Origin of the sequence: Streptosporangium minutum (assembly GCF_002149035.1) — a bacterium.
GTDB classification, from domain to species: Bacteria; Actinomycetota; Actinomycetes; order Streptosporangiales; family Streptosporangiaceae; genus Streptosporangium; species Streptosporangium minutum.
Genome location: NZ_NGFP01000096.1, coordinates 1 through 12,968, shown reverse-complemented (window position 1 = coordinate 12,968; position 12,968 = coordinate 1). Strand labels below are relative to the sequence as shown.

Here is a 12,968-nt window from a genome sequence, read left to right as displayed (position 1 = left end):
AGCATGCGGTCATGCGTGAATCGACCCAGATTTTGATCATCGGTGGCGGCCCGGCGGGCTCGACCGCGGCCGGCCTGCTGGCCCGTGAGGGCTTCCAGGTGACCCTCCTCGAGCGCGACCGCTTCCCCCGCTACCACATCGGCGAATCGATCCTGCCGTCCTGCCGCCCCATCTTCGAGATGCTCGGGGTCTGGGACAAGGTCGAGGCCCACGGCTTCCAGCCCAAGGGCGGCGCGTTCTTCCAGTGGGGTCCCGAGGAATGGGAGGTGCGCTTCAGCAACCTGGGCGACGACACCCCCAACGCCTGGCAGGTCATCCGCAGCGAGTTCGACCAGCTCCTGCTCGACCACGCCCGCGAGCTCGGCGCCGAGGTGATCGAAGGGGTGAGCGTCCGCGACATCGAGTTCGACGGCGACCGGGCCGTCGCGGCCCGCTGGTACGACACCAAGGATCCCGAGAATGGCGGCCGCATCGAGTTCGGCCATGTCATCGACGCCTCGGGCCGCGGCGGCGTGCTGGCCACCCGCCATCTCAAGAACCGCCGGTTCCACGACGTGTTCCGCAACGTCGCCGCGTGGACGTACTGGAAGAACGCCAAACCGCTCGGCAAGGGACCCAGCGGCGCGATCGCGGTGTGCTCCGTCGAGGACGGGTGGTTCTGGGCCATTCCCCTCCACGACGGGACGCTGAGCGTCGGCCTGGTGACCGGACGCGACCTGTTCAACGACAGCCGTGGACGGCTGAACGGCGACATCCAGGCGGTCTACGACGAGGCGCTCGCGAAGTGCCCGACCGTCCTCGAACTGCTCGACGGCGCCGAGCAGGTGAGCGGGATGAAGGTCGAGCAGGACTACTCCTACGTCGCCGAGAGCTTCGCCGGCCCCGGCTACCTGCTCTCGGGCGACGCCGCCTGCTTCCTCGACCCCTTGCTGTCCACCGGCGTCCATCTCGCCACCTACAGCGCGATGCTCGGCGCGGCGAGCCTGTCGAGCGTGCTGCGCGGCGAGGTCGCCGAGCAGGACGCCTGGCGCTTCTACAACACCATCTACCACCACGCCTACCAGCGGCTCCTCATCCTGGTGTCGGTGTTCTACGAGAGCTACCGGGGCAAGGAGCACCACTTCTACAACGCGCAGCGGCTGACCTCCGACGAGCGCGATCATCTGAACCTGCAGGCGGCCTTCGACCGCATCATCACCGGCATCGCCGACCTGAACGACGCCGAACAGGCCTACCGGCTGGTCCAGGACCACCTGCAGGGGGCCGAGAGCGGTGATCCCAACCCCCTGAACAACCTCAACCGGGTGCACGAGATCAAGCAGTCGCCGTTCGATCCGGCCAATGCCGTCGGCGGCCTGTACCTGGTGACCGAGCCCCGGCTCGGCCTGCGCTCCAGCGAGGCCCCGCCGCCGCCCGGCCCCTCCTGAACGCACCGGATCCGCCGAGCCGCCCCCGCGGCCGGCGGGCCCGCAGGCCCGCGTTCCGTACGGCCGGTGGATCCGAGGGCTCACGTTCTTGTACGGCCTGCGGGTCCGAGGGCCCACACGTTGACCGGGACGCCGTCAGCTGCGACGGCGTCCCGGTCGTCGTCTGCGGGGCCGGTGGCATGAGCGGCCCGGCGGGGATCAGGTGGAGGCCGCCGCCTGGCCGAGCCGGCGGAGCGTCCCCTCGGGGTCGGCGAGAACAGGAAGCGCGGCGAACACCCCCGACACGCCGATCGACTCCAGCCGCTTCAGATGGGCGGCCACCCCGGGGACGTCCCCGGTCACGCCGGTCAGCCCGGCCGCGAAGTCGACGAGTCCCAGCTCCTCCAGCAGCCTCGCGTTCTTCCCCCCGACGGCGAAGTCCCAGACGTCGTAGCGGCGCTCCATCTCCTCGACCGCGCCCAGGAGGTCGGGGGGGATGATCGACCGCATGTGCGGCGCCTTCAGGCGCAGGGCGACGTCGGAGGCGAGAGCCGCACCGAGCTCGGCGTTCGCCTCGGCACGGGTGTCCTTGACCGAGATGAAGCTGAAGCCCCAGATCTCGATCGCCTCGGGATCGCGCCCGGCCTTCTCCGCCGCCGCCCGGACCGTCGCCACCTTCCGCTCGACGAGCTCGGCCGACATGCCGACGGTGGTGACCACCCCGTCGGCGATCTCGCCCGCCAGGCGCAGGCTTCTGGGGTAGTCCGCGGCAAGGTAGACCGGCATGGGATGGACCCGGGTGAGAGGCTCGGTGGTGTAGCCGTCGACCTGTGCCGTGCCGCCGCCGAGGATCGCCCGCACCGCCGTGACGTAGTCGTGCAGCTCCTGGGGGGTCCCGACCGGGGACCGTCCGACGACCCGCCTGGTGCTGCCGCCGTTCCCGACGGCGAGCATGACGCGGCCACCCGTCAGCTCGTGCAACGTGGAGATCGCGGTGGCGGTGGCGGCCGGGTGACGGAGAAACGGCGTGGTGACCATCGGCGTCAGAATCGCGTTCCGGCTTTCCTGCGCCGCCACCGTGAGCGACACGTACAACTCGTATGCGCGGGCCGGTGTGTCCCCGACCCCGATGACGTCATATCCGAGATCGTCGGTCAGCCGGACCAGATTTCGGAATGTGGAGAGGTCGTCCATCCACTCTATGATCGCGCCCAGTTTCACGAATCATTCCTCCACGCAATAATCACGCTCGGTTTCACGAGGAACATAAATAAATCGATATGGCGCGCGCAATATGGTTCGAGGTGCCGTCAAGCGGCGCTCGATGACGGCCGCCGGCGGGTGAATGCCCTATTCCAGTGATATGGATTCACATGCCCCGGAGTCGCGGGGACGTCCGCACGCGCCGCCCGCCGTACCCGGGAGGTCCGCACGCGCTGCCCGGCGGGTGACGGCGGCCTCGCCGGGACGCTCCGGCGACGCGTGTCGACCGGGGCTCGACCACGGCCCCAGCGGCCGCCCGGACACTTGCTCACGTTGGTAGCCCGGCTGCTGACGCGGCATGCCGCGTGAGACCTGCCCGTCGGCCGCGTAAGAGCCCAAGAGGAGCGTAATGGATATCGGAGTCTGCCTGCCGACCACCATCCCCGGTGCTGACGGCAGCCAGTTGATCGAGTTCGCACGCCGCGCGGATCGCCTCGGATTCCACAGCCTGACGGTGGTCGACCGGGTGGTCTACGACAACTACGACGGCATCGTCGCGCTTTCCGCCGCGGCCGCGGTCACCGAGCGGATCAAACTCGTCACGGCGATCCTGCTGGCCGCCTACCGGCCGAGCGCGGTGGAGCTGGCCAAGCAGCTCGCCAGCCTGGACCGCCTCTCCGGCGGCCGGCTCATCCTCGGCGTCTCCGCCGGGATGCGGCAGGACGACTACGTCGCGACCGGCGCCGACTACAACACCCGTGGCCGGCGCCTGGACGCGATGATCGAGGAGATCAGGGAGGTATGGAAGGGGGAGGGCCCGGTACCGGGTGTCGGCCCCCGCCCCACCAACGGCGACATCCCGATCTGGGCCGGCGGCCACTCGCCGGCCGGTCTCCGCCGGGCGGCCAAGTACGGGATCGGCTGGATCTCGCCGGGCGGCCCGCCGCACAAGTACCCGGAGCTGGTGACGAAGATCAAGGAACTCTGGGCCGAGGAAGGCCGCGCCGGTTCACCGAGGATGGGCGCCAACTGCTACGTGTCGCTCGGCCCGGACGGCAAGGAGCACGCCACCGAGCACATGCTCAGCTACTACTCCTACATGGGCACGATGGCGCAGCATCTCGCGGCGGGAGCCGTCACGGACGAGGGCAGGCTGCGCGACGTGGTGGACGGCTACGCGGCCAACGGCTGCGACGAGCTGCTGCTGCTGTCGTGCACGGCCGACCCCGACCACCTCGATCGGATAGCCGACGTGGTGCTGCGCTGACTCGGAGGACCTGATGGACACCCCTCGCGACCAAGGCCGGCCGCTGCGGATCATCATCATCGGCGGCGGCATCGGCGGACTGTGCCTCGCTCAAGGGCTGAGGCAGGCCGGTATCGACGACATCGTCGTGTACGAACGTGACGGATCCGCCCGGGGGCGGATGCAGGGATACCGGTTGCGGATCAGTCCCGAGGGGGAGCGGGCACTACGGCAGTGCCTGCCCCGCCAGGCGCAGGACCTGCTCACCGCGACGTCGAACACGCGGCAGGAGGAGGGCCTGGCGGCCTACGACGAGCAGCTCAACCCGCAGTGGGCCCCCGCGTTCGACGATCCGCGCGGCGACGCGCCGGACAAGGTGGACGCGGTCGACCGGGTGACGCTGCGCCGCATACTGCTCGCCGATCTCGACGGCGTGGTGCGCTTCGGCAAACGGTTCACCCGCTACGAGCAGGTGGACGGGCGGGTCGTGGCGCACTTCGCCGACGGCGGCTCGGACACCGGCGACGTGCTGGTGGCCGCGGACGGGGCGAACTCCCAGGTGCGCGCCCAGCTACGGCCGGCCGACCGCGCCCATGACCTCGGCGTGCGCGCGATCCTGTCCCGCACCCCGAGGGTCCGCGCGATCGAGGCCGGGTTGCCGGAGGTCCTGCGCGACCGGTTCGTCAACGTGACGGGATCGAACGGACTCCGCCTCGCGCTGATGCCCATGGTCTTCCGCACCCCGCCGCGGGAGGCCGCCGAGCGGCTCTGGCCAGGCCTGGGATTCGACGACACCGAGGACTACTACATGTCGGTGTTCAGCGTGCACCGCGAGGTGCTCGGACTGCCCGACGACTCGTTCTTCGCCATGACCGGCGAGGAGCTCCGCGAGCTGGTGCTCGAGCGCACCGCCGGCTGGCACCCGCACCTGCACGGCGTGTTCGCCCACGCCGAGGCGGAGGAGACCTACCCGCTCGCGCTGCGGGCCACGCTGCCCGTCGAGCCCTGGGCGCCGGGGAACGTGATCCCGCTCGGCGACGCGGTGCACACGATGCCGCCCACCGGCGGGGTCGGCGCCAACACCGCCCTGCGCGACGCCGCCTCGCTGTGCCGCGCGCTGACCGCGGTGACGCGCGGCGAGCGGCCGCTGCTGGACGCCGTGGCCGAATACCAGGCGGAGATGGTCCAGTACGCGACCGAGGCGACGAACATGTCGCTGAAGATCGCCAAATGGTCCATGCAGAAGATCGACCTCAATGACAAGAAGCTCTCCCAAGCGTAAAAGGAGCCACGCAAGTGACGAGCATTCCCACGGACACCAGCCGTCCAGCCGGAATCCTGCGGCTGGCAAATTCCTTTTGCGACGCCAAGGCGCTGCTGACCGCCGTAGAACTCGACCTGTTCACCGTCCTGCACGCCGGCCCGGCCAGTGAGGAGGAGATCCGCCGCCGCCTCGGACTGCACGGCCGGGGCCTTTCCGACTGGCTCGACCTGCTCGTCGAACTGAACCTGCTGGAGCGCGACGGCGCCCGCTACCGCAACGGCGCGGGCGCCGACCGCCATCTGGTGCGCGGCGCGGACTCCTACATCGGCGGGTTCATCGAACGGTCCAACCGCAACCTGTATCCGGCGTGGGGCAGGCTGTCCGAAGCGCTGCGCAGCGGCAAGCAGCAGTCCGGGAGCGACTTCGAGGCGGTGGTGGACAACCCGAAGGTGCTGGCCCAGTTCATCAACTCGATGGACGCGCTGACCGGCGTGCTCGGCCCGCAGCTGATCGAGGCCTACGACGGATGGTCCGGCTACCAGTCCGTGCTGGAYGTCGGCGGMTGCCGSGGCGGTCTGGTGTCGCAGGTCGTCAGGGCGTATCCGCATCTTTCCGGTGCCGTTTTCGACCTGCCGCAGATGTCGCCCTTCTTCGAGGAGAAGGTCGCCGAGCAGGGCCTGGCGGGCAAGGTGACATTCCACGGTGGCAGCTTCTTCACCGACCCGCTCCCGTCGGCGGACATCGTGATGCTCGGGCACGTGCTGCACGACTGGGACCTGCGGCAGCGGAAGTTCCTGGTGGAACAGGCCTACCGGAGCGTCAACCCCGGGGGCGTGCTGCTGGTCTACGACCGCATGCTCGACCGTGAGTCCAGCCGTGTCGAGAACCTGGTGATCAGCCTGGACATGCTGCTGGTCACCGACGGCGGCTCCGAGTACACCGTGGCCGAGCTGCGAGGACACGCCGAAGGGGCCGGATTCACCTCGGTCGAGGACCGCCCGCTCGGTGACGATGACACGCTCGTGGTGGCCCGCAAGGCGCGCTGACCGCGGAACCCGGTCACGGCGGGCGAGCAGACGCGGCCTCGCCCGCCGTGACCGTCCATCGCGGGAAGGCGGCGTGCCCGCCGTGGCCGTCCATCGTGGGAAGGCGGCGTGCCCGCCGTGACCGTCCACCCCGAAAGGGCGGCGTGCCCGCCGTGGCCGGCCGAGGACCTGTCTGGAGAGTTCCGCCGAAGGAGGCGACCGATGATTGTGGTGTTCGGATCCACCGGCAATGTGGGGCGGCACGTCGTGACCGGGCTGGTGGACGCCGGCGAGCGGGTACGCGCCTTCACCCGTGATCCCGCCCGCGCCCGGTTCGATGAGAGCGTGGAGGTCGTCACGGGAGACCTCAAGGACCCCGGCGCCGTGCTCGCCGCGCTCGCCGGTGCGGACGGCGTCTACGTGGCGACCAGCCCTGACGCGCTGGCCCACGAACTCACCGTGGCCGCGGCGCTGCGCCGGTGCGGCGTCGGCCGGGTGGTGAAGCTGTCGTCCGTCGCCGCCAACGCGCCGGTGACCGACTCCTACGGAGCGGCGCACGCGGCCGCCGAAAACGCCTTCATGGAGTCGGGGGCCGAATGGACCGCGTTGCGTCCGGCCGGATACATGTCGAACGTGCTGCAGTGGAGAGCGTCGATCACGTCGCAGGGCAGGGTCTACCAGCCCTACGGCAAGGTCCGGCGGGCCGTGATCGATCCGGAGGACGTGGCCGCCGTCGCGGTCGCCTGCCTGACGACGGCCGGCCATCACGCGAAGGCCTACCAGCTCACCGGACCCGAGGCGCTGACGGCACCCCAGCAGACGGCCAGGGTCTCCGCCGCGCTCGGCCGCCCGCTGGAGTTCGTCGACGTCGATCCGGAGCAGGCCAGGAACGGCATGATCCGCGCGGGGATGCCGCCGGAGCTCGTGGACGGGCTGCTCTCCTCGATGGCGGATCCCGGTCCGTTACGGGGCGGCACGCCGCAGCCCACCGTGCGGCAGATCACCGGCCGCCCACCGGCGACGTTCGACTCCTGGCTGGCCCGGCACCTGACGGAACTCCGCGGCTGACTCCCCGAGGGGATCAGCCGCGTGAGCCGAGGGGATCAGCCGCGTGAGCCGAGGGGATCAGCCGCGCGAGGGAGGACGGCCGCCGGCTTTGCGGCAGAGGACCAGCGTCTCGTTGTCGTCGAGCCGCCGGTGACTCACGGAGGCGAAGCCGGCGGACCCGGCGAGTTCGGTCAGTTCGCCGATCGTGTACTCCGAGCCCTCTTCGGTGACCAGCGCCATGATGAGGCTCGCCAGCAGGTTGTCGATGTCGGGGCGCTCGTCGTCCAGCATCCGGTCGTGCACCAGCAGCACCCCGCCGGGGTTGACCGCCTGGAAGGCCTTGCGCACCAGCTCCTCCCGCCGCCGGTGCGGCCAGTTGTGCAGGATGTGCCCGAGGATCAGCACATCGGCGCTTGGCAGCGGGTCGCGGAAGAAGTCTCCGGCGTGGAAGCGCACCGCCCCGGCCGTGCCCAGCTCGGCCATGTGCTCCCGGAACAGCGGCTCCATCTGCGGCAGGTCGAACACGTGCCCGGCCAGCCCGGAGTGCGTGATGACGAGCTGCCCCGCCAGGCCGCCGCGGCATCCGCCGACATCCAGCACCGAACGGTATCCCGACCAGTCGACCGCCTCGGCCAGCAGCGGGATGAGCGGCCGCAGGGTGCCCTCCATCATGCGCACATAGCGCCGCAACTGTTGTGGATCGTCCAGCATGGCGGCGAAACCGTCGGCCGCCGAGCGCGGCCGGCCGCTGCGCAGCGTCTCGGTCAGCCCGTCCCAGACCGGGTACAGGTTCGCCTTGGCCCCCAGCAGGGCGCCGCCGACGTAGCCGGGCAGGCCGCTGACGAGGTAGCGGTCCGGGCCGGCGGTCGCGCGGTAACGGCCTTCTTCCTCCTCCAGCAGGCCGAGCGCGACCAGCAGCCGAAGGAAGTCGCGCAGCCCGCGGCCGTGCAGCCCCAGCCGCCCGATGATCTCCTGCTCGGTGGCAGGGCCGCCGTGCAGCACGGTGAACAGATCGAGCTCGACCGCCGTGAGCAACGCCTGCGCCTGGCAGAAAGCATTACCGAGCCGGAGAATGCCGTGCACAGAGCCGATGCCGGGAGCTGTGCTCACCATCGGCGGCCTCCTTTCCCATCGCCGACCACAACGTCGCGATCGTGCCGCACCACCTTGGAACATCACTCGAAGGCCGGCGGTCGCCTCCGGCGGCCGCTACACCGGTTCTCGAGCCCGGCACGAAGATCCGGTCGCACAGTACTCCTGGCAACGTACCGACGACCTTGGGAACGGTGATGGCGATGCACGTGAGCGCGACCAAGGAAACGTGCGCGGTGAGCAGCATGTGCGTCTACCGCGCGCCCAGGGTCTTCGATCAGGACGAGGACGGCACGGTCGAGGTCATCGACCCGAATCCCCCCGCTGAGCTGCACGAAGACGTCCGGAGTGCGGCGCGCGGCTGCCCGACCAGGTCGATACACGTCGAGTGATCGTCGAGGGCGTCTGGAAACACCGGCCGCATGCTGTGGAGAGCTGCGGGACCAACCGAAGGAGACGTGGATGTGCGGCATCGCCGGCTGGGTGGACTTCGGGCGCGACTTGACGCTGGAGCGGCCGACACTGCAGGCAATGACCGATACGCTGGCCAAACGGGGTGTGGACGACCAGGGGCTGTGGGTGCGGGGCGACGTCGCGCTCGGGCACACGCGCACCGCCGTCATCGACCTGGCCGGCGGCGCGCAGCCGCTGACCGTCGAGGAGGACGGCCGTCCCGTCGCGGTGATCGTCTACAACGGCGAGGTCTACAACTTCAAGCAGCTGCGGACCGAGCTGCAGGCGCGGGGGCGACGCTTCCGCACCCGTAGCGACACCGAGGTGGTCCTGCGCTCCTACCTCGAATGGGGGCCCGACTGCGCGAAGCGGCTTGAGGGCATCTTCGCCTTCGCCGTCTGGGACCTGCGCCGCGAGGAGCTCGTCCTGGTCCGCGACCGGCTGGGTGTCAAGCCCCTGTTCTACACCCGGCTGCCCGAGGGCATCCTGTTCGGTTCCGAGCCGAAGGCGCTGCTGGCCAACCCGCTGGTCCGCCCGGTCGTCGCGGTCGAAGGGCTCCAGGAGCTCTTCGCCACCGCCAAGAAACCGGGACAGTCGGTCTTCCGTGACATGCGGGCGCTGCTGCCGGGTCACACGCTGACCGTCGGCCGCGGGGGCGTGGTGGACCGGACGTACTGGACGCTGGAGGCGCGGCCGCACACCGACGACCTCGACGGGACCGTCACCAAGGTCCGCTCGCTGCTGGAGGACATCGTGCTCCGCGAGCTGGAGGCGGACGTCCCACTGTGCACGGCGCTCTCCGGCGGCGTGGACTCCAGCGCCATCACCGCGATCGCCGCCAAGTGGCGCCGGGAGCTGGACGGCGAGCGGGTGCGGACCTTCGTGACCACCTTCGACGACTACGCCAGGAACTTCCAGCCCGACGACGTCCGGTTCTCCCCCGACGAGCCGTACGCGGCGGAGGTCGCCCGGCACCTCGGCTCCGATCACGTCAAGATCATGCTGAACACCCAGGACCTGATGGATCCGGAGACGCGCCTGGCGGTGCTGCTGGCGCAGGACATGCCGACCACGCTCGGCGACATGGACACCTCGAACTATCTCACCTCGCGCCAGATCAAGACCCACTCCACCGTGGCACTGGCGGGGGAGGTGGCGGATGAGATCTTCGGCGGATACAACTGGATGTACAACCCGGACCTGCTCAACGCCGACGTCTTCCCGTGGGTGGCCAACGAGACCCGCCAGCAGGGCTCTCCCACGGGTCAGGGCAGGAGACTCTTCGACCAGGGGCTCATGCGGAAGCTCGACATGAACCACTACTACGCCGACCACTACCGCCAGGCGCTGGCGGAGGCGCCGCACCAGGACGGGGAGGACGCCAAGGAGCGGCAGATGCGCTCGGTCGGCTACGTCACGCTGACGCGGTGGCTGCCCATGCTGCTCGACCGCGACGACCGGCTCTCCATGGCGCACGGCCTCGAACTGCGGGTGCCCTACGCCGACCACCGGCTCGTCGAGTACATGTACAACACCCCCTGGAGCTTCAAGACCTTCGACGGCAGGGAGAAGAGCATCCTGCGCGCGGCGGTGCGCGACCTGGTGCCGCCGTCCGTCCTGGAGCGGACGAAGAGCCCCTGGCCGGTCACCCAGGACCCGGCCTACACCAAGATGCTGCACGACGAGCTGTCCGCCCTGGTCGCCGACGCCTCGTCACCGGCCCTGCCGTTCCTGGACACCGACGCGGTACGGCACACACTCGACCATCCCTCGAGCATCGCTCACGAGTGGGTGAGCAGGATGCACATCGAGATGGCACTGCAGTTCAACACATGGCTGAGGCACTACAACGTAGAGCTGGCGATCTGACATCCGCGAGGTGGTCAAGCATGGATTTTGCCGATGTGCTGCGCAGGCGCCAGATGGTGCGCAGCTACACCGATGAGCCTGTGTCCGACGACGCGCTGAACCGCATCCTGCAGGCGCTGCGCCGCGCGCCCAGCGCGGGGTTCAGCCAGGGGCACCGGCTGGTCGTCGTCACCGACGCCAAGCTCCGGCAGCAGGCCGCCGACATCGCCGAGGGCCGGTATGTCGAGCTGGGCTTCCCCCCGTGGATCTCCGAGGCGCCCGTGCACATCTACGTCGGCACGCGCGAGAACTCCTACCACGAGCGCTACGGGGGAGCCGAGCAGGTCCGGCCCGGATACACGGAGATTCCCTGGCCGGTGCCGTTCTGGTGGTTCGACTGCGGCGCGCTGTTCATGCTGCTGCAGCTCGCCGCGATCAACGAGCAGCTCGCGACCGGGTACTTCAGCTCCGTCTACACCGACGAGCTGGCCGCCCTGGCACAGGTTGCCGGCCTGCCGGACGACGTCGCCCTCGCCGGCGTCCTCACCGTCGGGCACCCCGACGACGGCCGCTCCCTGCCCATCCCCGCGAACGCCGTTTTCCGCAAGCCGAACGATGAGCTCATCGAGTGGCGCCGGTAGGCCGGGCCGGGCCGGGACGGCGGCGCCCAGGGACATCATCGGATAGGGAGTGACAACTGTGAGGAAAGTTGCGGCAACTCCGGCGGACCGGCGCATCGTCGTCCTCGGCGGGGGCATCGCCGGTCTGGCGGGGGCCATCGCCCTGGCCAGGCGCGGCTATCCGGTCACGCTGATCGAACGGGACCCGCCGCCGCCGGCCGACCGCGACCAGGACCCCTTCCTGGCGTGGAAACGCCGCGGCGTCCCCCAGTTCCGCCTGCCCCACGGCTTCTCGGCCCGGGCCCGCAGCCTGCTGGCGGCCCACGCGCCCGACGTCCTCGAACGGCTCCGGGCCGACGGCATCGAGGAGATCAACGTCTTCAAGCAGCTCGTCGCCCCGGAACTCTGGCAACCCTCCGACGACGAGTTCACCGTCGTGTGGGCCCGGCGGTCGGCCTTCGAGCTCGCCCTGCGGCGCAGCGCCGAAGCCGAACCGGGCATCCGCCTGCTCAGTCCCGAGGTCGCGAGCGGGCTGTGCTTCGAACGGTCCCCCGGCGGCCCGCCGCGGGTCACGGGGGTCCGCCTGGCCGACGGCCGCGAGCTGGACGCCGACCTGGTGCTCGACTGCGGCGGCCGGCGTTCACCCGTGTCCCGGTGGCTCGCGGCCGAGAAGGCTCACGTCCGTACCGAGCTCCAGGACTGCCAGACCGTCTACTTCAGCCGCTACTACCGCTTCACCCCCGGCTGCGACCTGCCCAAGACCGCTGTCGCCGTCCTCCGGGGAGAGCTCGAGAGCGTCATGTACCTCGGCTTCCCCGGCGACCACGACACTTTCGCCATCTGCCTCGAAGCCCGTCCCGATGACAGGGACATGCGGCTCCTGCGCCACACGTGGGCATGGGAGGCCACCGCCCGCAGCATCGAGGAGGTGGCGCCCTGGATCGACCCGGCCAACGCCACCCCCGTGAACGAGGTCCAGACCATGGGCGGACACCACAACGTCCGCCGGCGCTACGTGGTCGACGGCCGCCCGATCGTGCTCGGCCTGCTCGCCGTCGGCGACGCCCTGTGCACCACCAACCCCGCCTACGGCTGGGGGGCGTCGATGGCACTCACCTACGCCTTCGCCGCCGCGGAGGCCGTCGTCCGACACGACCCGGATCCGGTCGCGGTGGCGCTCGCCTATGACGCCGCCACCACGAGCGAGGCCGACGCCGTCTATCGGGAGTCGGCCGCCATGGACCGGGCCCGCATCTACCGCCACACGGGGCAGGCCGTGCCCGAGCACGACCGCGCCGAGATGGAACGCCAGCACCTCATCGCAGAGGCCGTCTCGGCCGGGGTGTTCTTCGACCTCGAAGTCGGCCGGGCCTTCTGCCGCCGGGTCAACCTCGCGGGCCCCGCCGATGCCGTGCTCGACAACCCCGACATCACCTCGCGGGCCAGGCACGCCCACGACCGGCTCACCTCCGCGCCGGCCCCGAAGGCCGGTCCCGACCGCCAGGAGCTGCGCTCCATCGTCCTGGCGGCCCGGCCCAGATCCACTGCCTGAACCGCGGCCCACCGCCCCCGGGCGGATGGCGACCGAGGCCACGATCGGCCGCGAGGGGGGCCTCCGCCGAAACTCCGACTCTGACGCGCGACGTGACGGTTCCGGGAGTTCCCTCCCGGAACCGTCGCATGTCAGAAGGACGACGCGGCGGGAGGATCGCGCTCCGGTCACCTGGAGCGGGCATCCGGCCGCGCCACGCCACGCCCCCCGCC

The 12,968-nt window shown here is 70.4% G+C and carries 11 protein-coding genes; 9 read left to right on the top strand and 2 right to left on the bottom strand.

Annotated features, from left to right (window positions below):
• The first annotated feature begins 11 nt into the window (after positions 1-11).
• Complete coding sequence (locus CA984_RS21095; protein WP_086574992.1) at positions 12-1,427, top strand: NAD(P)/FAD-dependent oxidoreductase; 1,416 nt, start codon at positions 12-14, stop codon at positions 1,425-1,427.
• A 198-nt stretch (positions 1,428-1,625) separates the two neighbouring features.
• Here CA984_RS21095 and CA984_RS21090 read toward each other — a convergent pair whose 3' ends face one another.
• Positions 1,626-2,600, bottom strand: coding sequence for an LLM class flavin-dependent oxidoreductase (locus CA984_RS21090; RefSeq protein ID WP_133061728.1), 975 nt, complete (start codon positions 2,598-2,600; stop codon positions 1,626-1,628).
• Positions 2,601-3,018: 418 nt separating this feature from the next.
• On the opposite strand from CA984_RS21090, the gene CA984_RS21085 reads away from it, so the two are divergent.
• From CA984_RS21085 to CA984_RS21070, 4 genes are all read left to right on the top strand, one after another.
• Complete coding sequence (locus CA984_RS21085; protein ID WP_086574988.1) at positions 3,019-3,876, top strand: LLM class flavin-dependent oxidoreductase; 858 nt, start codon at positions 3,019-3,021, stop codon at positions 3,874-3,876.
• Positions 3,877-3,889: 13 nt separating this feature from the next.
• Complete coding sequence (locus CA984_RS21080) at positions 3,890-5,137, top strand: FAD-dependent oxidoreductase (protein ID WP_086574986.1); 1,248 nt, start codon at positions 3,890-3,892, stop codon at positions 5,135-5,137.
• A 14-nt stretch (positions 5,138-5,151) separates the two neighbouring features.
• On the top strand, positions 5,152-6,165 hold the full coding sequence (locus CA984_RS21075; protein ID WP_086574984.1) for a methyltransferase: 1,014 nt from the start codon (positions 5,152-5,154) through the stop codon (positions 6,163-6,165).
• A gap of 201 nt (positions 6,166-6,366) precedes the next feature.
• A complete protein-coding gene (locus CA984_RS21070) occupies positions 6,367-7,212 on the top strand; it encodes an NAD(P)H-binding protein (RefSeq protein ID WP_086574982.1) in 846 nt (281 codons plus the stop codon).
• A 57-nt stretch (positions 7,213-7,269) separates the two neighbouring features.
• Here the strand turns inward: CA984_RS21070 and CA984_RS21065 are convergent, their stop codons facing one another.
• A complete protein-coding gene (locus CA984_RS21065; RefSeq protein WP_086574980.1) occupies positions 7,270-8,304 on the bottom strand; it encodes a methyltransferase in 1,035 nt (344 codons plus the stop codon).
• Positions 8,305-8,480: 176 nt separating this feature from the next.
• On the opposite strand from CA984_RS21065, the gene CA984_RS21060 reads away from it, so the two are divergent.
• From CA984_RS21060 to CA984_RS21045, 4 genes are all read left to right on the top strand, one after another.
• Positions 8,481-8,675: a ferredoxin gene (locus tag CA984_RS21060; RefSeq protein WP_081937925.1), complete on the top strand. Its 195-nt coding sequence runs from the start codon at positions 8,481-8,483 to the stop codon at positions 8,673-8,675.
• Between the two features lie 70 nt (positions 8,676-8,745).
• Positions 8,746-10,605 carry an asparagine synthase (glutamine-hydrolyzing) gene (asnB, locus tag CA984_RS21055; protein ID WP_086574978.1) on the top strand — a complete coding sequence of 620 codons (1,860 nt, stop codon included), beginning with the start codon at positions 8,746-8,748 and terminating at the stop codon, positions 10,603-10,605.
• Between the two features lie 20 nt (positions 10,606-10,625).
• Positions 10,626-11,225, top strand: a complete 600-nt coding sequence (locus CA984_RS21050; RefSeq protein WP_086574976.1) for a nitroreductase family protein — start codon at positions 10,626-10,628, stop codon at positions 11,223-11,225.
• Positions 11,226-11,283: 58 nt separating this feature from the next.
• Positions 11,284-12,756 (top strand): FAD-dependent oxidoreductase, encoded by a 1,473-nt coding sequence (locus CA984_RS21045; protein ID WP_086574974.1) that lies wholly within the window; start codon positions 11,284-11,286, stop codon positions 12,754-12,756.
• Positions 12,757-12,968: the final 212 nt, after the last annotated feature.